Genomic DNA, 20856 nt, shown 5'->3' on the forward strand with positions numbered 1-20856 from the left:
AGTGATTTCATAGGATTTTTGCTAGTTAGTGCACTTTTCTTTCAATGATTGCTAGTTATCGATTTGGTGTCCATATGGAAAGGGAAAAGAAAAAAGAATGAATCAATCCCATTTCACTACAACTATTGTTGAAACTATAACTCCTAGTAAACATCCTATCACAAATGCAACTTTCACAAATGCTGGTTCAATATCAGATCCTCCAATGTATAACGCTACAATCAGTAATGCTATTGCCAATCCTACTAATCCTATCTTATCATTACCCAACAAATCTTTATTTTCATACTACGATATAGATAGAGAAAAGGTAATGCGTTCTCTAAAAACAGATGATTCACCAATCCTTACAGGTATGCAGATTTTTCATAATTACATTCGTTCCCACATGGGAATTGATGGCGATACACCAAGCAAGAGGGCAGGTATCAAGGTCGAGGAATTAAACAAATGGATTACGATTATTCAGAACGCTTCAAAAATATGAGTTGATTTAATCCAACATTAAATCAATTTCCCGTTAGAATAATTGTTCAACAATCCTTAGCCCGATGTCAGAACATGGTTGAACAGATTGATTCCTACAAAAAGAGTTTGATGGAGGCTTTTGCAAATTTGACAGGTGGATACCCCCTGATATTTATCGTTGGATTGATAGTTTTACCATTGTCCGTAAATTGGATTAAAGAGGATCCTATTGTTGCAAATTTGGCTATTACTGGTGCATATGCGTCAATCAATTTCACTAGGAGTTTTGTACTGAGAAGATTATTTTTAAAATATGGAATTTATGAAAAAATGACAACTTTCTTGAAAAGGTTGTTTAAAAACAAAATCCGCCAATGAGACAAAATATACAAGTGAATTTCAGATCTCGACACTTTACAGAAGAATTTTGTAAATGAAAGCCTTGCACACTTTACAGTACCCTTTTTAAATATACATAAATAGAGACAGGTTCAATTCGCAACAAGATGAACAGTCGTACGTCGTTCGCGCTACTAGCCATTTTGACTGCAGTCGGTACCCTAACTATGTCATCAGCATATGCAGTGGAACTTCCACCAGCATGTGTAGGATGTGCTCAGGATGAGGCCAAAGCATCAGCAAATAAAATGTTGATGGATGCAATCCCAATATCTGTTTGGACAGATAAAACAGAGTACAATCATAATGAGATGATTATGGTATCAGGCCAAGTAGCAAATATAGCATCTGGATATCCAGTCACAGTTACTGTTGTGAGTCCACTCAACTCCATCGTTACAGTCAATCAAATTGATGTAGCAGAAGACAGGAGTTTTGAGACTACATTAAACACAGCAGGTGCAATGTGGAAATACGACGGTACCTACACCATTAAAGTAAACTATGGTAGTGTTGAAAAAAGCAACAGTGCAAAAGTTGAACTAACTGGTGGAGTTGTAACAACACCAACCCCAAGTAAATGTGGGGTTAACGAAATAACTGCAAGTGGTCAATGCATACCATTTAGCATTTCAGGTGGAGTAGTAAAAAGTGCAACTCTCAATACTGATGACAAATCAATTGTCATTAACATCGACGCCAAAAAAGATGGAACATTAACAGTAACCCCATCAAAGAAAATCCAAGACGGTATCTTCATGGTATTAGTTGACGGAGAACAATGGGATGATGTTGAAATTGACAAAGTTAGAAATAAAGTAACAGTCATGTTCCTAGCTGGCGCCGAGAAAATTGAAATTATAGGTACCTTTGTGATACCAGAGTTTGGTACAATTGCAGCCATGATTCTAGCAGTAGCAATTATCTCAATAATTGCAGTATCTGCAAAGTCAAGACTTAGCATTATGCCAAGATACTAAAATCACACAACTTTTTTCATTTTTTCATTTTTTAGTAGTAAAGAAAATATACAAATGAGCATTTGAAACTTTGTGGAGTTTAGAATATTTTACATTCTATCAGCATTATTGATAATTTCCACAAGTACAGTATTTGCACAAGAGTCCATCATAACTATACAAACAGACGATAACCATTATGATGAAGGAGATACAATTGTAATTTCTGGAAATGTAAATACTGTAATTGGCGATACGCCAGTTTTGATACAAATTGTTCAGGAAGGTGCAATAATTGAAATTGCACAGATCATTGTAGCCCAAGATGGTACTTTCACAAAAACAATTATCGCTGAAGGCGGAGTATGGAAAAAAGGTGGCGAATACACCATCAGAGCGTTTTACCAAGAACACATAGCAGAAAGCTCATTTTCGTTTACTCCAAAATCAGAAGCATCAGAAACTACAACCAATTTCGAAGTAGATGCTGGAAGCAAGGGAACATTCGATGTAGAATATACCATCAGAGGCGGAACAGTAAAAAACATGGTAGTGGATTCTGAAATTTTTGCGTTAATTGTACAAGTGGATGCAATAGATGAAGGGCTGATCACATTAGATTTGCCCCGAGAGTTCATAGGAGCAGAAAAACAAGACGGGAAAGATGACACATTCATTATTCTAATAGATGGAATAGAGGTAGCATACCAAGAATCAGTTGTAGGTTCAGAATCCAGGGTAATAACAATTAATTTTGAACAGGGAGATTCAGATATCGAGATTATTGGAACTTATGTAGTTCCAGAATTCAGTACAATTGCTGTAATGATCCTCATCGTAGGAATTATGACAACAATTGTAATGACCCAGAAGAAATTTCAACTCAAAATTTAGTGTAATCCAAAAGAATATTTTTCTTTAAAGGGAGAAACTGAGCGAAGTTCTTTTACAACTTTTTTCAAAACTTCAACTGTTTGATCAATTTCTTTTTCATCATTAAAAATCCCAATAGTTAATCTCAAGGATCCTGTTATTTGTTCTAGAGAGAACCCCATTGCATCTAAAACATGCGATGCCTTTTGTGTGTTAACAGAACAGGCAGAACCAGTAGATGCAGCAATTCCAAATTCATCGAGTTTGATTATTAGATCTTCTCCATTAACACCAAGAAAGGTAAAATGGGCATTATTTGGCAATCTGCATTCAGAATCACCATTTAGTTTAACTTCGGGAATTTCACTTAATACTCTTTTAATCATGTAATCACGTAGTTTTTTCACATGAGACATATTTTCATCCAAACATGCTTTAGCAATCTCGCAGGCTTTTCCAAATCCAACAATATTAGCTACATTTTCAGTTCCAGAACGCAAACCATTTTCTTGACCACCACCTAAAATTACAGGATCAATGGAAATACCATTTTTGATATATAGTGCGCCCACTCCCTTTGGGCCATAGAGTTTATGAGATGAGATAGATAGTAAATCTATACCTAATTTTTTGACGTCAATCGGAATCTTGCCAACTGCTTGTACAGCATCAGTATGAAATATGATTTTTTTTTCATTACAAATTTTAGCAATTTCAGAGATTGGTTGGATGGTACCTACCTCATTATTTCCAAACATGATCGAAACAAGGCAAGTTTTTTCAGAAATATGATTTTCAAGTTCCAAATAATCCACCATTCCAAAGGAGTCAACTGGAAGATAATCAATCTCAAATCCATTTTGAGACAATTTTTTACAAGGCTCTAAAATTGCATCATGTTCAATTAAAGATGTAATAATCTTGCACGCAGGATTTTTCATGGCAATTCCGCATAATGCCGTATTGTTAGATTCTGTGCCACCAGATGTGATTAGAATTTCAGAGGGTTCAGCATTGATTAAAGATGCAATTTGTTTTCTGGCCTTTTCAATTGCCTTATGAGTTAATCTACCATAGCGATGAATAGATGATGGATTTCCATATTGTTCTTTGAGATAAGGCAGCATTGAATCTAAAACAGATTCATGAATTTTAGTGGATGCAGCATTATCAAGATAAATCAATCTGCAATCACATTGATTTTTCCTGGTTTATACCCTTCCTGATCAATTTCAACTGAACTAAATCCAACGAGTTTTAATTTTTCAGTAATTTGTTCTAAAATAGATTCATCAAATATAGATATCATGTCTTTATCAACTTCAATTTTGGCAGAACCATTTAGATCTCGAACTCTCACATGTTTTAGTTTTGTAAGTTGTTTGACAATTGTTTCACCAAATTCTATTCGAGTTAATTTTTCTGCGGTAACTCTTTGTCCCCAAGGGATACGCGATGCCAAACAAGAATTAGATGGTTTATCAAACACAGATAATCCAACAGATTTTGCTGCATCCCTAATTTTAGATTTCGAGAATCCCGTCTCAACAAGAGGGCTTCTAATCCCATATTGTTTCAGTGCTTCAATCCCAGGCCTATAATCTCCTAAATCATCAATATTTGTACCGTCAACAATAATCTGCACACCATGTTCTTTTGCTAATTCAATCAGATGATCTCCCAACTCCATTCGACAGTGAAAGCATCGATCTGAATCATTTTTTGTAAAATATTCATTTTCAAGCTCATTGTAATCCAAGAAAAGTTGTCTAATTCCTATCTCAGTACAAACATCCTTGGCAGTAGTCAGTTCTTCCTCAGACAACGTTTTGTAATCAGCAGTAACTGCAATTGCAGAATCTCCTAATTTTTGAAAAGCAGCATATGCAACAAGTGCACTGTCAACACCGCCAGAAAGCGCAACCATTACTTTATTTTTGTCCTCAAACCAATTTACAAGTTCATCAAGATCAGTCATTTAGAGTTCTCCAGTGTCTCAATCTTTTTTCTTAGTAATGATTCTGTCTCTTTAATGGATTTATCAACGGTGTTCGATATTTTCTTCAAATCATCAAATTCTATTTTAAAATCAGTTTTTCCTTTGAAAGTAGATTTTTTGTAATTAACTACAAATGATTTACCGTTTAATGTTAGAGATACACTATGTGTTGTTCTTGGAACAATAAAGCGATTAGAATTAGAGATTCTAATTCCCAAAGTCCCAGTTTCTAAAATTAAAGAATCAACAATATCATCCACTTTGTCATCATCACAAATCACAGACACAAGATTGGTGGGCCTTCCTTTCTTGGCAATTCCATGATAAATTGAAACATCTTTTGCACCTTTGCTCATAATTTTTTCAATTAGATTCCCAAGTATTTCACCAGAGACATCATCCACGTTTGTTTCAAGAATCTTAACTGAGTCAATCGTAAAATTATTTTGAGATCCTCGTATAATTTTAAGAGTATTTGAAAAAGTTTCAAAATTTTTTTGTCCTGCACCATAACCAATCGAATCAACTTTCATGTAAGGATAATATTCCACAGCATTATTTGTTAAATTGACTAAAATACATGCTCCAGTAGGAGTAGTGAGTTCATCCTTTGAATCATTGCCTTTGATGATTAAATTTGAGTTTTTGAAAATCTCAAGAATCGCGCTTGCAGGATTAGACATTGTTCCATGCGAGAAAGTAACAGTTCCCCCACCAACTGAAACAGGCAAGCAGACAATTTTCTCTTCAAACAAACCTAAATCTTCTAATGCAATTGTTATTCCTACAATGTCTATCAGAGTATCAATACTTGATGCCTCATGAAAATGGACAGAATCTTCAGGAATGCCATGAATTTTAGATTCAGAAGAAATCAGGGTATCAATACAGGATTCTGCAAATTTTTGTGATTTTTCTAAGAGTCCTATTGATTTGACAGAATCAGTAATTGCCTTTTTAATTTCAGAACCTTTTCGTTCATGAGTTTCTTCGTCAATTTCTAAAAGCAGTTGAAGAGATTCAATTCCATGTTTTTGAATTTTTTGAAAATCAATTTTTTTGATTGATGAATTTAAGAGAAATTTTTCAGATATTTTAATTCCATCTATGACTCTTTTTTTGTCAGCACCCAAGTCAATTAAAGAACATAGAAGCATATCTCCAGAGATTCCAGCAATTTGAGGATCAATTACTACAACCATGATTAAAAATTATTGAAAATACTTATAAATTCGTCTAAATGTTTGTGAATTTCAATTTCTGTTAAGATCTTAGGAGTGCTGCTAATTGATGTTCAGACACAATTCTTGGGTAGATTTAATTATTGAAAATCAGCGATGATTTTCATGATTACAATTATTGGAGCTGGGAAAGTAGGTGGAGATGCAGCATTATTCTCAGCCTTGAAGAAATTAGATGATCAAATTTTGCTACTTGATGTTGTTGAAGGACTCCCACAAGGCGAGGCAATGGATATCAACCACATGTTATCAGAGCAAGGAATTGATGTAGAAGTTAAAGGCTCAAACGATTTTGCAGAGATGAAGGGTTCTGATATAGTAGTAGTAGTAGCAGGTTCAGGAAGAAAGCCAGGAATGACTAGAATGGATCTTTTGAAAATTAATGCAACTATTGTAAAAAGTGTGGTAGAGAATGTCAAAAAATATGCAGATAACTCAATGATTATTCCAGTAACAAATCCGCTTGATCCAATGGCATACATTACTTACAAAGTATCAGGTTTTGACAGAAGCAGAGTATTTGGAATGGGAGGAATGTTAGATCTGTCAAGATTCAGACAATTCATTCACGAAGCAACAGGACATTCCAGGGATTCAATTAGAGCATTAGTGATTGGAGAACATGGGGAAAATATGTTGCCATTGCCAAGATTTTCATCCGTTTCAGGAATACCATTATCATCATTTCTTCCAAAAGAAAAATTAGATGAGTTAATTCAAAATACAAAGCAAGTTGCAGCCAAAGTGATTGAATTAAAAGGTGCGACAGTTCATGCACCTGGAAATGCAATTTCTGCAATTGTTGAATCAGTAATAAGAGATAGAAAGCAAGTCATTCCAGTTGCAACATATCTTGATGGTGAATACGGTCATTCAGATGTGACTATCGGAGTTCCAGCAGTAATTGGGAGAAAGGGAGTAGAAAAAATAATAGAGTTAGATCTAAATGATGAAGAAAAACAAATTTTTGATAAAGCCGTTGAAAGTGTTAAAACTGCCATCTCAGGTATTGAGATCTAAGCATTTTTTTATCCTGACAAATCAAAACTATCATTGGAAATTAATGAAATTTTAGAATCATTAAGTGCTGGAAAAATTTCAATTAACAATGCAAAAAAGCTCCTTTCACTATATTCAATTGAAGAAGTAGAAGGATTTGCAAAAATTGACATCAACAGGAGAAAAAGACGCGGGATTCCCGAGGTAATTTTTGCAGAAACCAAAGAAATAGAAGAGATTAAGAAAATCATTAAAAAAACTTTAGAAAAAACAAATTCCGTAATAATATCAAGAATTAAGAAAAATGACTATCCAGAAATCATATCATTTTCTAAAAGATTGAAAGTAATAATAAAAACTGGAAAAAATGCATCCACGTTATTACTGCTTAAAAAACCAATCAAACCTCATGGGGGAAGTGTTGGGATTCTTACTGCCGGAACATCAGATATTGGAGTTGCTGAAGAATCCAGATTGATGTGTGAAGCCATGAATTGTAAATGCATTATAGGGTACGACGTTGGCGTAGCAGGAATTCAGAGAATTTTTCCAATTTTGAAAAAAATGATAAACGAAGAGGTGGATTGCATTATTGTTGCTGCTGGAATGGAGGGGGCTTTGGCCACCCTTGTTTCGTCCATGGTAGATATTCCAGTAATTGGAATTCCAACATCTGTAGGATACGGGTATGGTGAAAAAGGCATAGCTGCTTTGGCATCAATGCTTCAGAGTTGCTCTTTAGGGTTATCAGTGGTGAACATAGATAATGGAATTGCAGCTGGGGGGATTGCGGCAAATATTGCTAATAGAGCAATAAGAAAAAAGAATTAATTTACAGCCAATCATAATTAGTCTCGTAAATGATATATAACATACTTTGACGAAGTCTGGTAGTTGGCCGGCAAACGTGTTGTTCTAACTGCTGATCGTAGTTTAATGACAAATTATAGAGGAAATTTTCTTTATGGATTTATTGCATGTGGACCATACGAAGTACTACCGGAATGGGTTTTTGATAAAGTATTTTGTCCATCAGTTGAAACAGATCCAATCACAGGGGAAGTCAAAGTTGCCCAAGTCGGACTAAGAAGAATTGAAAGTTCATTGATACAGGGAGGGTACAAAAGAGAAGATGTTTTCATGGCACACCCAGAAATGCTTCATAAATCGATTGGACCAGATACCAAAGTTGTCGGAATTAATGTGATGGATCCATTAGGAATGGCCCCTGTTACAACAACAATGTCACCAGAAAAATTATCCTATGTTGCAATGAAATTCAAAAAAATGTGTGCCAACATTATTCAACTCAAAAAGAAATATGATTTCAAAGTAGTAGTTGGAGGTAATGGTGCTTGGGAATTAGCTAAATCAGATAGAATGAAAATACATGGAATAGACACAGTTGTTGTAGGGGAAGCTGACGAGTTAGCAGTAGATTTGTTCCAAGATCTGGAAAAAAATGATGCGCCAGAATTGATGCATTGTTTTGTTAGAAATCTTGAAAACATCCCAGTTATCGAAGGACCTACAATTAATTCACTGATTGAAGCAATGAGAGGTTGTGGAAGGGGATGTGACTTTTGTGATGTAAATAAAAGATCAAAGAAAGATTTACCATTGGATAGATTGCAACATGAAGCAAAAACCAATTTAGACTATGGATTTGATTCAGTTTGGTTGCATTCAGACGAGATGCTACTTTACGGATGTGATAATAGAGATTTTATTCCAAATAGAGATGCAATAGTGGATTTGTGGAAAGGACTCAAAGGGTTAGGGGCAAATTTTGTAGGAACCACACATATGACATTCTCGGCAGTGGCAGCAGACCCAGTATTGATGCAACAAATTTCTCAAATTAATGAACAAGATAAAACAGGAAGATGGCTTGCAACCAATTTAGGAATTGAAACAGTAGCTCCTGCAATGGTAAAGAAACATCTGGGTGTAAAAACAAAACCATTTTCATCTGAAGAATGGGGAAGTGTGGTAAGAGAAGGAGCAAAAATTCTAAATGAAAATCACTGGTTCCCAGCAGCCACAATCATTATTGGTTGGCCAGACGAAACCCCAGATGACATTCAATATACAATTGACATGATGAGCGACTTTAGAGAGATGGATTTTAGAGGATTAGTAGCACCATTACTTTATCAAGACTTTAGTGAAAAGAATTCAATGCATTTTGGTAACTTGAATGAGGCACAGTTTACGCTGTTTTGGAAATGTTGGGAAAACAATCTACGAGTAATTAATGATATCATACCCATCATTCTCAGAAATAAGACATACGGTCCGCCAATGAAGGTGTTCATGTATGGAATTCTCAAAGCAGGAACATGGGCGATAATGAGATATCTGAGAGGATTATGCAAAGATCTCTTTAACGGTAGAACCCCTGATGAAATAATTGACAAGTATGCAAGAAGTAGATCAGTATCTGTACCTAAAATTCAAACTAAAAAATTATAGAGTGTTAATAGCTGCATCCGCCAAAGTGTTTCGTTTTGGGGTTAAACAGATAAAGTAAACTTTGTCGGCTCTTTCAATTCCTTCAACTTTTTTGTAGGATTTTGATGAAACATCAAATTCATAAATTCCGGGGTCAAGAGAACCACTAGCATAAATCATCAGATATGTTTCGCCAGTTGCAGGACTGAGTGGAATAAATGCCATCACATATCCTTTGTATGAATTAATTGGCATTGTATTTTTCATTGGAGGAGCTGCAGATGCCATATACATGAACATATCTTCAATATTTTCAAATTCTTCATATTCAGTATGCATTACAACTCGTAATGTGTCTCAATATAATAAGTTACTAGATAGAATTTACTAAAATTCTTTTCTGGATTTGAGGTGCTTGTGAACTTTAAATCCAATTAATGCCGGTGCTGCAATATACATTCCCAAGTTTAGTGCAATTACAGAAATTCCCAATCCTAAAACTTCAACTTCTGAACCATTATCAGCTAATGTCATAATTGACAATGTTGAAATCATTGGAGTAATGAAAGCTCTAACTGCTTCTTGGAACATTGGATTCTCTCTCTCCATATCAGCAATTGTTGGTGAGAATGAATAGTATAATTGGTTAAATCCACTCATGAATGCCATTCCAGATGAGGTACTCATTACAGTATTGTCTCTGATTTCTCTAAGGAATTGAACTTGTGGTGCCAATTCAGTTCCATAAGCTGCTGTTGCAATCAAGCAACCACCACCATTTGGTTCAGGTTCAGATTTAATGACTTGGCAAATTCCATTTACCAATTCAGTCCCAGCACCACATGTTGGCTCAGGTTCTGGTTCGGGCTCAGGTTCTGGTTCGGGCTCAGGTTCTGGTTCGGGCTCAGGTTCTGGTTCGGGCTCAGGTTCTGGTTCGGGCTCAGGTTCTGGTTCGGGCTCAGGGGTATTAACAACTAATTCCCCACCCACATAATCAAGTACAAGTTCACTGGTATTTCCACCATACTTTACTTCAACAATATAATCGCCACTTAGTTTCCAAAGTTGTCCTCCTGCAATGAATGAAAATTCAAAAGAACCATTAGAATTTGGGATTAATTGACCAATAGTTACAAGATTATTTTCTGGAGATTTCACTACATAAGTAACTGCACCGGCATTTAGTGCTGAAGGATCATAATCTTTCAGAGTACCAGAAACGACTACATTTGCACCATTTGAAATAATGCTAACGTTTGAAGAAATGTTAACAGGTAAAAGATTATGGTTATCAGCAAATACAGAACCATTAACGCCATAAGATAGAATTGAAACAGACAATAAAGCAAATGCTAAGAATGCTGTTAGCCTCATTTTCATTTTGATTCATGAGTTGAGAGTATTTATGTTTTCAACGAAATAAAAATTGACCATATTATACTCTAATGATACCTTTTTTGATCAAAAACTGAAGGGATTTTATAAAATCTTCATCAGAAATTTTGTTGTCAGACCACCACTTTGCATTATTTTTTATCCAATCAGGAATTGTTTGATTAAAAGAAGAACTGCTTTCAGTTGAAGGAATAGTGATAATTCCTTCGTTAATGAGATATTCAAGTCCGTCTAAAAACTCAGAATTTGAAATCGAAGTAGAAGCCCAAGATTTTGCAGTATTCTTAACCCAATTAGGAATTTTTGGCGAGATTACTTCAAAGGATATAGAACCCAAATCAAAGTTATTGTGAGACAGTTGAATTTCATAAACTCCAGATAAAGAATTTTCATTAATTGAGATTATCGATCTATAACTACCTCCACTAGAAAGAGTTGCTCCAAAAATCTGGGATTTTCCATCAGGAGAAACAATATTCACTTCCAAAGGAATTCCACGTCTATGATTATTTACACTACCCGAGAGAATAATTTCCTCAATATTTCCTGAAAGAGGTTTTACTATTTCATATGAACTTAGTTGTGGTGAACTAGAAAAAGAAGCAGACGATTGGCTTCTCAACAAACTGAATGTGTTGGCATTACCAAAACTATCACGAGAATCATAATATTTTACATCTAAACTCCCACCAGCTGAAGAAATTAATGCAGTTCCAGACTTGTTGCAGATTTGTGAAGGCATTTTGAAAACTCCTTGAAATATTCCAGTGCCAGGCCCTGTTTCCACAAGAGTGAATCCAGTAGCACCCAAGCCACCATACTCAACCCCATCTATCGTACAACGCTTGTAACGAATGTCTTTAATCAAAACTTCAAGTAATTTTATCCCATCCTTTCCAACAGTGTCGACATTCTCAGAATTTGGATCGTTAATTACAAAATAAATGTCAACCAAGTCTTGTTTCAAATTTAGATCAGGATCTTTTAGAGTAATTGTTACTGGTTGTCCAAATCGAAATGTGCTTGCAGTTGAAACAGCACCAGAGTGTGTCGAGATATCAGATTGTGCAGAAGTCCTAGTAGTAACACCAGTTACATCAATATCTGAATAAGATATAGTGATTCCAGATTCATCAATTAATCTATTGGTAACAATAATTTTCACATCATCACTAATAGTATCTATAGTTTGAATAAATCCAGGATCAAGTATATTCAATTGATTTGTAACAGCATATTCCAAAGTACCTTCAAAAGTTGATGAATTATCAGCAGTTTCTTCTAATTCAAAACGATAAATGGAATTATTAATACTTTGATCATTTTTTAGTCCAAAAGAGAACAAATCAAAAACAATTGGTTGTTTTTTGGTTTCACTAGAAATATCAATTACACCAGCATCATTATTAGAAGAATCAAAGTCAATTACAAGAAATACATTTCCACTTTCAGCCAATATGGCATTTACATCAGAATTATCAATTTGGATAAATCCTTGTGCTGATGAAAGATCACCTGCGTCAACAATTGTGATTGGCGAGGAACCAAGGGTTCCAAAAGCCATATTAATTGAAGTGTCACTAAAGTCAGAAACACCTAACTCTTTTTCAAATGATCTTAAATCGTAATTTATCCAGTTTGTTCCACTTGTATTAGATTCAGAATCATCAAGTAAAATTGAAGCAAGAGTTGATACAGAAACTCCCAAGTTTGCAGAAAACATGTCATATGAAGCATTTCCCAATGTCGTGGAGTCAATTAGCAATCTATCAGAATTAGAGTCAGGCACAGTAGAGGTTACACTAGTGCCACCTGTTAGGGTGGGGGAAGTTGAATGAAATTGGACAGTATTTGCATTTTCCAGAGTTATTGGATTTCCAATAGTTATTGTAGGGATTATTGCAGTTTCTCGGAATACATCTAAATCATCATTTGCGCCAGTGTTCAGATTTTGATCTGGATCAATCAAGATTACGGGATATTTAGTTCCTGGACGCAGTTCAGCACCATTTCCAATGGTTAGTACTGGTTCATCATTTACGGAAACAGAGGCAGTTGATGAACCAGTCAAAATAGAAACAGATTCATCATTGTAAGTAATTTGTCCAGTTTGCCCTCTTGGGGCATTATCAAGTATTCCTATTACAGACTGATCATTAAAATCAAAGCTTTCAAAAATTCCAGAGTTAGATTGTCGTTCAACTAGTGTGACTATTTCTGAAAATGTATTTGCACCTCCGTCATTCACGGATGTTGCGGGTTGATCACTGTTTGTTTTTAATTCCATTACATTTCCAACATTCAATGAAAGTTTTCCATTATTTTCAAATCCCAAAGATGAAAGGTGCGGTACCAAATCTACTAATCCAGAGCCGCCATTTGCATCATTAGACCCCGTATTATCAAAGGCTTGATAGAATGTCGAGGGACTAGAACCAACATCAAATGTCCAAGAATCTTCATCAGTAGGATCCTGGTTTAATTGAAAATCATTAACAGTTAGAAAAACTTCAGCATTCGTTGGATAAAGAGATCTATCAACATTCAAAGAAATATTCTGCATTTCATCATATTCTAATGATACTTGTTGTGTTGGACCACCCGGATTATATTGAATTATCACATCATCAAATGAATAAAGTTGAATCAAGGGCCATGCATTTGAATTTAAACCAATTTGGCCAACAGGAATATTTGAATTTGTGTTAATCGATTTTGCCTTTCTTATGACATTGTTCAGATTTGAAGAACCAGTAGGAATTCCAGTACATGAATTAAATGAAGAATCACCATTGGTAAAACCAGCCAAACCAGTAGAACGTGGTACTGCAAAGCCATTAGTTTCAGAAAGAGATATTCCAAATACGGTAGATGATGTGTCTCTACTACAGAAAACACCAAAATCCAATCCTTTTCCATCAGAGCCAACTGTAGAATCTGCAGCTTTTGCTTTTTGTACATTTGCAAAATAGGCATACCAGTTACCATTTGTAGCTTGAACCATTCGTAATGATTTTCCATTAATTGTAACATCGGGTTCCCCCTTTCCTTCATCTGTATCTCTGAGGTTGGGATCATTTACTACAACTTCAATCACCATAGAACCTGAAAAATGATTGGCAAATCGAGAATTTTCAGCAGAGACAAAGAGATTAGGATTGCTTGAAGCATCAACATCCATAATTGGAATTAGAGTAATTAGAGAAAGAATCATCACGATAAACAAGAATTTCATGCCCAACATTACAAAAAATCACTTTATCACAAATAACATTGTCGTATCATTCATTCTTAGAAACTTGTAATACATGATTAGAATTATTAAAAATGAGAAAATGTTTGTTCAGAGAACCAAGGTATTACAGATTTCATTATTAGCCATATTTTCAGCATTTTTAGTAGAATTAATTTTCGGGTTGATCTCAAACAGTCTAGCCCTAATTACAGACAGCATTCATGCATTATTAGATAGTGTGGTAACAGTCGTCTTACTTTTGGCAGCTAGAATGGCAATGAAGCCGGCTGATGCAGAGCATACCTACGGACATGGCAAAATTGAATCATTGGGAGGAATGATTGGAGGAATTGCAATTTTTTTGATAGCGTGTTTTTTTGTTTATGAATCTATCAACAGATTACAAAGTCCTCCACCAACCATTCTGCCAGGTCTTTTTGCAATAGTTGCAGGACTGTACACAATAGGCATTGATATTTTCCGATTGATCCTGTTAAGAAATTCAATTAAGAAGATTGGAGGATCCACACTCAAGGCAGATTTTTATCATGCATTCATGGATCTGGGATCTACTTTAGTTGCAATTATCGGAATAGTTCTTGTAACTTATGGATTGTATTTCGGAGATTTTGTTGCTGCGTTAATCTTAGGAGGATTTTTGGCAGTTCTCAGCATAAAGCTAGTCTACAAAACGGCGCTGGATTTAACGGACATCATTTCTCCCGAACTTGTAAAGAAGGTAAAGGAGATTGCTGCATCTACGGAAGGCGTAATAAACGCAGATCCAGTACTAATGAGAAGATCAGGCGATACAATATTTGCAGATATTACAATATCATTAAGGGGAGACACAAGTTTTGACAAAGCTCATGAAATCAGTAATAATGTTGAGAAAAACATAAAAAATAAAATTTTAAACTCAACCATAACTGTACATTTTGAACCAAATTGGCAAGATGTACCATTAGATTCAAAAATTCTGGAAATTGCAAAAAGGGTAAAAGGAGTTAAAGAAGTTCACAATGTAAATACTCACAAGACCAAAGGAAAAATATTTTCGAATTTACACGTAATGGTGGATAGAGAGATGAATCTTTTGTCTGCACATAAAATTTCTGAAATAATTGAACATGAGATTTATGAAAACATTCCAGAAATAGAACATGCTACAATCCATTTGGAGCCTTTTGTAAAAATACCAGAAAATTTAAACTTGGAGGATAAAATTACTGAAAATCAAATAAAGAGAATATTAGAAAAGTATTCAGAAATCAAAAAGATTGGAAGAATAATGTCTTTGAATTTTGAAAATATTCTAAAAATTGATATCGACTGTTCGTTTGATGGGGAATTGTCAATTGAAAAAGTTCATGATTTGGTTTCAGAAATAGAGAATAAAATCAGAGCAGAGATAAGCGATTCTGTAATAACAATTCATCCAGAGCCCATCTAATCCAAAATACGGGTCAGATACACGACTAACATCCCTAGTGCAATTCCAGAAGGGATTTTCAAGAGAACATTATTTCGCAGATTCTTTGTTTAAATTTAATCTAACCTAATTTTTCATAGAAGGCTTTCCATTTATTGAAAAATTAGGTTTAAACTAAAGAAAATAGTTATGAATTTGTGCGAAAATCAGGAGTCCTGATAGTTGGGTCAGGAATTTTAATAATTGCAGGATTATTTATCCTAGTTTTAGGAAACCAAGCGATATTGGAAGGAATGGTTCAAGATAACGGAATGATAAGCTCCGAACAAACACTCACAATCTCCACTGATTTTGATTCACAAATTACATCGATTGGAATTTTTGCAGTTCAAATAATAGAATTTGAAGAAAATACATTTTATGCAAAAATTTTGAATCCATTTGATATTGAAATAATTTCTCAGGAAATCAATGAAGAAACTGTTGAAGGAGAATTTGATGTTGTAGATTCTGGCACATACAAACTAATTATTCAAAGTAACAGTAATGAAGAAACCCAAGTATTTGGGGCTATTGGACCAATTCCCGATTCAGGAAAAAAAGCACTTGGTTTTATTCCAGTTTATGTGATTGTTGCGGGGATGATAGGATTAGCTGCAATAGGAATTATTGAAATTAAAAACAGAAAAAGATTAATTTAGATAACTATCCATTTTTTCTAGACCGCTAATAGTAGCATCAAAGTTATCACTGTTTTCAACTATACTATTGAGTTTTTCTGCATTTGCTAAAAGTATGCAATTTTCACCATCAGAATTTTTTAAAATGAATCTATGTTCAATTAAATAAGAAAGTCTTTCTAAAACATCATTTTCAGATATAGAAGATTGTTTAGCCAAAAATGAACATTCTTTTTCACCATCTTCAAGTTCGGCCAAAATTGAAGAAGTGACTGGATCAAACATACAATCTACAACTTTTTCTTTATCAAAAGTAGATTCCATTTACAATAACAAAGGTTTTAGAAATTATTAACTTTTTAAATTTTGATTCCAATAAGATAATTAAGAAAAAGAGAGTAAAAGAATCATGCAAAAACTTTGTAATTACGATCCATCAGGTAAAGGTGAGCACTGTTTTTGTATAGATATAGATGCCCAACGAGGAATTAAAAAATGCTGTAAATGTACCATATGGAATGTTCAAGGAAATGATTGGACAGAAGATGAAGACTTTAGATAATTTCTATCAAAAACATACCAAAATAAAGCCAAGAAGGCAATTAGATCTAAGAAACATGGAAAATTCGTTCAATTTGGTGCCTAGCATGGTTTTTATCGGGGTTTCTTTGAATTTTTGAATACTTGAGTACTCAAGAATATAGACACATTGTAAGGATTGTGGGTAATGATATCCCAGGAGAGCGTAAAATGCTTGTAGGATTGACCCAGATAAAAGGCATAGGATACAATTTTGCCACAGCGATTCTAGACACATTAAAAATAAACACAAATTCCAATATAGGAAATCTTACAGAAGAAAATGTTCAAGCAATTGAAAAATTAATTACAGATCCAGTTGGAGGGAATTTTCCAACATGGTTTCTCAACAGAAGAAAAGATATTGAAACAGGTGCAAATTTGCATTTATTGACATCAGACATTCCATTTACATTAAGAAATGATATTGAAAGAGAAAGAATAACTGCAAGTTGGAGAGGATATCGTCATCTTAGCGGTTTGAAAGTTAGAGGACAAAGAACTAGAACATCAGGAAGAAAAGGCGGAGCAGTAGGAGTTGCAAAAGGAGGAATGGCAGCTCCAGTAAAGAAAGGAAGTGCAGGAGCACCTGCAGCAGAAGTAGCAGCTCCAACGGCAGAAGCGGCAGCTCCGGCACCGGAGAAATCAGAATAGGTGTTTTGAATGGGAGATCCAAAATATCCACGAAGAGTTTGGAGAAAACCAAAGAGACCACTCAATTATGAATTAAAAATGGAAGAGCTAAAAACTCTTGGTACGTTTGGATTAAGAACAAAAAGAGAATTATGGAAAGCACATACAGAATTGTCACGTGTAAGACACCAAGCAAGATCATTACTTGCACTAAGACAAGAAATTAGAGAAGAGAAAGAACCAATTCTAATGAAATCTCTTGCAAGAATTGGTTTGGTAAGTAGCGATGCAACATTAGATGATGTACTCAATCTAAATGCCAATGATTTGCTTTCACGTAGATTGCAAACTATTGTAACAAAGAAGTTGGGATTTAAGACACCATATCAAGCAAGACAAGCAGTGATTCACGGTCACATTATGATTGGAGAAAGAAAAGTAGACATTCCATCATATACTGTTACAGTTGAGGAAGAGAACAACATTCATTTTTCACCAGAATCCAAAATACCAGAAATGTTAGAGAAAACAAAATCAAAAGAACCAGTATTAGAAACTCCTGTTGAAGAAACTGTAGAGACTGCTGTTGAAGAAACTGCTGTTGAAGAACCAATAAAAGATGAAAGTTCTTCAACCGAATAATCAAAAAAATAGGCTTATCAGTAAATAACCCCCATTATCAGAGAGATTAACATGTGTTCAATTATCGGCTATTATGGAAAGACTAGTGCAGCACCAATTCTTGTTAAGGGATTAAAAAGAATGGAGTATAGAGGATATGATAGTGTTGGAGTTGCAACGGAATCAGATAACAGAATTGAATTAAAGAAAGGTATTGGAAAAGTCGATGAAGTAAATTCAAAAATTCAATTGGACATAATGCCTGGAAAAATCGGTATTGGTCATACAAGATGGGCAACTCATGGAAAAGTTACAGATACCAATGCACATCCTCATCCAAGTAATTCAGGAAAAATTGCAATAGTACATAATGGAATTATAGAGAATTTTGAGGAATTAAAACAAAGATTAGAAAATGAAGGGTACAGTTTCAAAAGTGAAACAGATAGTGAAATAATTGCAAATTTGCTTCAAAAAAATTATGAGTTGACCGGAGATGTCAAAGAAACAATAATGAAAACAGTTTCAGAGATCAAAGGCCATTATGCATTTGTTGCAATGTTTGAAAATGGGCAGCTTGCAGCAGCAAGATATCATGAACCGTTGATTATTGGAGTTGGAAAAGATGATTTCTTTTTGTCAAGTGATGTTCTAGGATTCATTGAGTATACAGATGATGCAATTTACATGGAAAATGGAAATTTTGTAATTTTAGATAAAGATAGATTTCAGATCTTGGATTTTGATGGAAATCATGCAAAATATGGAATAACCAAAGTATCTAAAGAATTTGGAGATGCATACAAAGGAGATTATGCACATTTTACGTTAAAAGAAATTTATGAACAACCTGAGACAATTTTGAAAGCTGGAGAAAAAACATTAGACGCAATTGATAAAACTGCAGATTATCTTAGACATGCAAAAAATGTATACATCACGGGAAGTGGAACAAGTTATAATTCTGCACTAATTGCAAAACAAATGTTTTCAAAATATGCCAAAATTAAGGTAGAACCCATTATGTCAAGTGAACTTCAGTTTTCACCTGATAGTATTGAAGAAAATTCGATTCTAATTGCAATATCCCAAAGTGGAGAAAGCGCAGATGTTTTAGACGCAGTAAAGATTGCAAAAAAAGCAAAATGTAAAATCATAGCTATTGTCAATCTTCTCACATCATCTCTTGCACGTGAAGCAGATGTGGTTATTGGGATGAATTGTGGGCCAGAAATAGGAGTTGCAGCAACTAAAAGTTTTACATCACAACTTGTGATAATTTACAAGATTGTACAAAAATTAAGTAATAATGAAATGAAGATTGATTTTGATAAGATGTCAAAATCAATTTCTAAAACATTGGACAAACCCATAAGGATTCAGATTGTTGCACAAAAATTAAAAAATATTTCAGACATCTATGTTCTAGGAAGAGGAATACATTATCCTATTGCAATTGAAGCTGCCTTGAAACTAAAAGAGCTCACATACATTCATGCAGAAGGAATTCCAGGAGGAGAATTAAAGCACGGTCCACTTGCTTTAATGGATGAAAGTGTATTTGTATTAATCATCAATCCAAATGATTCAACATATTTAGATACACTAACTAGTGCGAGAGAAATTAAAGCTAGAGGATCAAAAATCATAGGAATTTCAGACATAGAAAGTGATGTGTATGATTATTGGATTGATATTTCAAATGTGGAAGAGTTAATGTTTCCAATTTCAGAAATTATTCCCATACAATTGTTATCATATTATGCAGCACTTGAAAAAGATACAGATCCGGACTATCCTAGAAATTTAGCAAAATCAGTCACAGTGAAGTAAATAGTCGATGGTATTCTTTTTCAACTAAATCCAAATATTTTATAGAATCATTTCCAGTTTTTATCATGGAAGATATGATACTTCCACCAGCACCTACACCTTCTTTTGCAAATCCTTCTGAAAATGCCTTAAGACCAGAATATCTAGAATTTTCTAAATTAGGATTTACAGAAATTGCCGGAATGTCAGCAATTTCTTGAACCAGATTTGTAAAATTTGCACTTTCATCATGTGTAATGTATGATGTTGTTCCAATCACAGAATTTTCTTCATTGAATCCAATTTTAGATGCAAAAGCTAAAACTGCAGCCATCTGGGTTCCACCAGCCAACATAACCTTAGATACATCAGAGGCAGAACTAAGCATGCCAGCAACAAAGGGAATCATAGGATCACCAACCTTTGCCACAATACTATAAGGGTGAACTGAATCAATTCGTTCAAGTGCAGAATCAACAATTTGGTTTTTTAAATATACAGGATTGTTTGGAATACTAGAACTTACCTTGGCGTCATATCCTAATCCTCTCAATACAGCCAACGCAGTTGTAGTTCCTCCCGGGATACTTTCACCAATCACTAGACAATCAGTGAGAGATGCCAAACTTCTTCCAACAATTCTGCCATAATCTACAGCATGAGAAACTTGAGAATCAGTCATAGCCTCACAAATCGAAATATTTTTTCCAAATGACAAACCTGCTTCAACAAAGGGTAATTGTGGAACAATTTTACTACCCGCATTAATAGTTAGATGAGGAATACTAGCAGATTCTAATGCAGTTTTTGTTAGTAAACCAGGAGTAGGTTTTCCATCAGGAGTCATTGGAATTTTATCAATTGTTTTACAATATCCATAGTGAAGATACTCTGCATCAGCAGGCGGAGTAAACTGAATAGAGTTCATATCTGCGCCAGCAAAAGTTATTCCAGGAATTTCACATGTTTCAGTATATGAAATAACAAATGAAAAAAGAAATCGTCCAGATTTCATAGTTTCAAAAAAATTATTTGCCCGATCTATATTACCATGCAGTTCAAAATTTTCCAAGAAAT

The 20856-nt window shown here is 34.5% G+C and carries 21 protein-coding genes; 13 read left to right on the forward strand and 8 right to left on the reverse strand.

Going from position 1 to position 20856, the window contains the following annotated elements; genetic code table 11:
• Positions 1 to 97 precede the first annotated feature (97 nt).
• From K5783_RS05645 to K5783_RS05660, 4 genes are all read left to right on the forward strand, one after another.
• Positions 98 to 487, forward strand: coding sequence for a hypothetical protein (locus tag K5783_RS05645; RefSeq protein WP_297472821.1), 390 nt, complete (start codon positions 98 to 100; stop codon positions 485 to 487).
• Positions 488 to 561: 74 nt separating this feature from the next.
• On the forward strand, positions 562 to 846 hold the full coding sequence (locus K5783_RS05650) for a hypothetical protein (protein WP_297472824.1): 285 nt from the start codon (positions 562 to 564) through the stop codon (positions 844 to 846).
• A gap of 188 nt (positions 847 to 1034) precedes the next feature.
• Positions 1035 to 1847 (forward strand): PEFG-CTERM sorting domain-containing protein, encoded by an 813-nt coding sequence (locus K5783_RS05655; RefSeq protein WP_297472826.1) that lies wholly within the window; start codon positions 1035 to 1037, stop codon positions 1845 to 1847.
• A gap of 72 nt (positions 1848 to 1919) precedes the next feature.
• Positions 1920 to 2720: a PEFG-CTERM sorting domain-containing protein gene (locus K5783_RS05660; protein WP_297472829.1), complete on the forward strand. Its 801-nt coding sequence runs from the start codon at positions 1920 to 1922 to the stop codon at positions 2718 to 2720.
• Here K5783_RS05660 and K5783_RS05665 read toward each other — a convergent pair.
• The 3 genes from K5783_RS05665 to larC are packed head-to-tail and all read right to left on the reverse strand — an operon-like array spanning position 2717 to position 5900.
• A complete protein-coding gene (locus K5783_RS05665; RefSeq protein ID WP_297472832.1) occupies positions 2717 to 3883 on the reverse strand; it encodes a cysteine desulfurase family protein in 1167 nt (388 codons plus the stop codon). The two genes, K5783_RS05660 and K5783_RS05665, sit on opposite strands and share 4 nt — an antisense overlap.
• The gene (larE, locus tag K5783_RS05670) at positions 3880 to 4677 is read right to left on the reverse strand and encodes an ATP-dependent sacrificial sulfur transferase LarE (protein ID WP_297472835.1); all 798 of its coding nucleotides are present in this window, start codon (positions 4675 to 4677) and stop codon (positions 3880 to 3882) included. Before larE ends, K5783_RS05665 begins: the two co-directional genes overlap by 4 nt.
• Positions 4674 to 5900, reverse strand: coding sequence for a nickel pincer cofactor biosynthesis protein LarC (larC, locus tag K5783_RS05675; protein ID WP_297472837.1), 1227 nt, complete (start codon positions 5898 to 5900; stop codon positions 4674 to 4676). Before larC ends, larE begins: the two co-directional genes overlap by 4 nt.
• 144 nt (positions 5901 to 6044) lie before the next feature.
• On the opposite strand from larC, the gene K5783_RS05680 reads away from it, so the two are divergent.
• From K5783_RS05680 to K5783_RS05690, 3 genes are all read left to right on the forward strand, one after another.
• Entirely contained in the window at positions 6045 to 6959 is a 915-nt protein-coding gene (locus K5783_RS05680; RefSeq protein ID WP_297472839.1) for a malate dehydrogenase, read from the forward strand.
• 33 nt (positions 6960 to 6992) lie between these two features.
• A complete protein-coding gene (larB, locus tag K5783_RS05685) occupies positions 6993 to 7769 on the forward strand; it encodes a nickel pincer cofactor biosynthesis protein LarB (RefSeq protein ID WP_297472842.1) in 777 nt (258 codons plus the stop codon).
• A gap of 63 nt (positions 7770 to 7832) precedes the next feature.
• Entirely contained in the window at positions 7833 to 9413 is a 1581-nt protein-coding gene (locus K5783_RS05690; RefSeq protein ID WP_200829042.1) for a radical SAM protein, read from the forward strand.
• Here K5783_RS05690 and K5783_RS05695 read toward each other — a convergent pair.
• Genes K5783_RS05695 through K5783_RS05705 form a run of 3 tightly spaced genes read right to left on the reverse strand, consistent with a single transcriptional unit; the run spans position 9408 to position 14022 of the window.
• The gene (locus tag K5783_RS05695; protein ID WP_297472845.1) at positions 9408 to 9731 is read right to left on the reverse strand and encodes a hypothetical protein; all 324 of its coding nucleotides are present in this window, start codon (positions 9729 to 9731) and stop codon (positions 9408 to 9410) included. The genes K5783_RS05690 and K5783_RS05695 overlap by 6 nt on opposite strands.
• 48 nt (positions 9732 to 9779) lie before the next feature.
• Complete coding sequence (locus K5783_RS05700; RefSeq protein ID WP_297472847.1) at positions 9780 to 10772, reverse strand: CFI-box-CTERM domain-containing protein; 993 nt, start codon at positions 10770 to 10772, stop codon at positions 9780 to 9782.
• Positions 10773 to 10827: 55 nt separating this feature from the next.
• A complete protein-coding gene (locus K5783_RS05705; RefSeq protein ID WP_297473409.1) occupies positions 10828 to 14022 on the reverse strand; it encodes a peptidase in 3195 nt (1064 codons plus the stop codon).
• Positions 14023 to 14122: 100 nt separating this feature from the next.
• Between K5783_RS05705 and K5783_RS05710 the strand changes: the two genes are divergently transcribed.
• Positions 14123 to 15475 carry a cation-efflux pump gene (locus K5783_RS05710; RefSeq protein WP_297473410.1) on the forward strand — a complete coding sequence of 451 codons (1353 nt, stop codon included), beginning with the start codon at positions 14123 to 14125 and terminating at the stop codon, positions 15473 to 15475.
• A 176-nt stretch (positions 15476 to 15651) separates the two neighbouring features.
• Positions 15652 to 16155: a hypothetical protein gene (locus K5783_RS05715; protein ID WP_297472849.1), complete on the forward strand. Its 504-nt coding sequence runs from the start codon at positions 15652 to 15654 to the stop codon at positions 16153 to 16155.
• Here K5783_RS05715 and K5783_RS05720 read toward each other — a convergent pair.
• On the reverse strand, positions 16147 to 16458 hold the full coding sequence (locus K5783_RS05720) for a hypothetical protein (RefSeq protein ID WP_297472852.1): 312 nt from the start codon (positions 16456 to 16458) through the stop codon (positions 16147 to 16149). The two genes, K5783_RS05715 and K5783_RS05720, sit on opposite strands and share 9 nt — an antisense overlap.
• Positions 16459 to 16543: 85 nt before the next feature.
• On the opposite strand from K5783_RS05720, the gene K5783_RS05725 reads away from it, so the two are divergent.
• From K5783_RS05725 to glmS, 4 genes are all read left to right on the forward strand, one after another.
• Positions 16544 to 16696 carry a hypothetical protein gene (locus K5783_RS05725; protein WP_297472854.1) on the forward strand — a complete coding sequence of 51 codons (153 nt, stop codon included), beginning with the start codon at positions 16544 to 16546 and terminating at the stop codon, positions 16694 to 16696.
• A 122-nt stretch (positions 16697 to 16818) separates the two neighbouring features.
• Positions 16819 to 17367, forward strand: coding sequence for a 30S ribosomal protein S13 (locus K5783_RS05730; RefSeq protein ID WP_297472857.1), 549 nt, complete (start codon positions 16819 to 16821; stop codon positions 17365 to 17367).
• Positions 17368 to 17376: 9 nt separating this feature from the next.
• Positions 17377 to 17988 carry a 30S ribosomal protein S4 gene (locus tag K5783_RS05735; RefSeq protein ID WP_297472860.1) on the forward strand — a complete coding sequence of 204 codons (612 nt, stop codon included), beginning with the start codon at positions 17377 to 17379 and terminating at the stop codon, positions 17986 to 17988.
• A gap of 51 nt (positions 17989 to 18039) precedes the next feature.
• The gene (glmS, locus tag K5783_RS05740; RefSeq protein WP_297472863.1) at positions 18040 to 19800 is read left to right on the forward strand and encodes a glutamine--fructose-6-phosphate transaminase (isomerizing); all 1761 of its coding nucleotides are present in this window, start codon (positions 18040 to 18042) and stop codon (positions 19798 to 19800) included.
• Here glmS and cobT read toward each other — a convergent pair.
• Complete coding sequence (cobT, locus tag K5783_RS05745) at positions 19787 to 20851, reverse strand: nicotinate mononucleotide-dependent phosphoribosyltransferase CobT (RefSeq protein WP_297472866.1); 1065 nt, start codon at positions 20849 to 20851, stop codon at positions 19787 to 19789. The genes glmS and cobT overlap by 14 nt on opposite strands.
• Between the last annotated feature and the right edge of the window lie 5 nt (positions 20852 to 20856).

It is taken from the genome of Nitrosopumilus sp. (genome assembly GCF_025699125.1).
GTDB lineage: Archaea > Thermoproteota > Nitrososphaeria > Nitrososphaerales > Nitrosopumilaceae > Nitrosopumilus.

Bases quoted from the DNA above. Each gene is read 5' to 3' on its own strand.
- K5783_RS05645 (WP_297472821.1), top strand. From the start codon at position 98: ATGAATCAATCCCATTTCACTACAACTATTGTTGAAACTATAACTCCT.
- K5783_RS05650 (WP_297472824.1), top strand. From the start codon at position 562: ATGGTTGAACAGATTGATTCCTACAAAAAGAGTTTGATGGAGGCTTTT.
- K5783_RS05655 (WP_297472826.1), top strand. From the start codon at position 1,035: ATGTCATCAGCATATGCAGTGGAACTTCCACCAGCATGTGTAGGATGT.
- larE (WP_297472835.1), bottom strand. From the start codon at position 4,677: ATGACTGATCTTGATGAACTTGTAAATTGGTTTGAGGACAAAAATAAA.
- larC (WP_297472837.1), bottom strand. From the start codon at position 5,900: ATGGTTGTAGTAATTGATCCTCAAATTGCTGGAATCTCTGGAGATATG.
- K5783_RS05680 (WP_297472839.1), top strand. From the start codon at position 6,045: ATGATTACAATTATTGGAGCTGGGAAAGTAGGTGGAGATGCAGCATTA.
- K5783_RS05695 (WP_297472845.1), bottom strand. From the start codon at position 9,731: ATGCATACTGAATATGAAGAATTTGAAAATATTGAAGATATGTTCATG.
- K5783_RS05700 (WP_297472847.1), bottom strand. From the start codon at position 10,772: ATGAAAATGAGGCTAACAGCATTCTTAGCATTTGCTTTATTGTCTGTT.
- K5783_RS05705 (WP_297473409.1), bottom strand. From the start codon at position 14,022: ATGAAATTCTTGTTTATCGTGATGATTCTTTCTCTAATTACTCTAATT.
- K5783_RS05710 (WP_297473410.1), top strand. From the start codon at position 14,123: ATGTTTGTTCAGAGAACCAAGGTATTACAGATTTCATTATTAGCCATA.
- K5783_RS05720 (WP_297472852.1), bottom strand. From the start codon at position 16,458: ATGGAATCTACTTTTGATAAAGAAAAAGTTGTAGATTGTATGTTTGAT.
- K5783_RS05725 (WP_297472854.1), top strand. From the start codon at position 16,544: ATGCAAAAACTTTGTAATTACGATCCATCAGGTAAAGGTGAGCACTGT.
- K5783_RS05735 (WP_297472860.1), top strand. From the start codon at position 17,377: ATGGGAGATCCAAAATATCCACGAAGAGTTTGGAGAAAACCAAAGAGA.
- glmS (WP_297472863.1), top strand. From the start codon at position 18,040: ATGTGTTCAATTATCGGCTATTATGGAAAGACTAGTGCAGCACCAATT.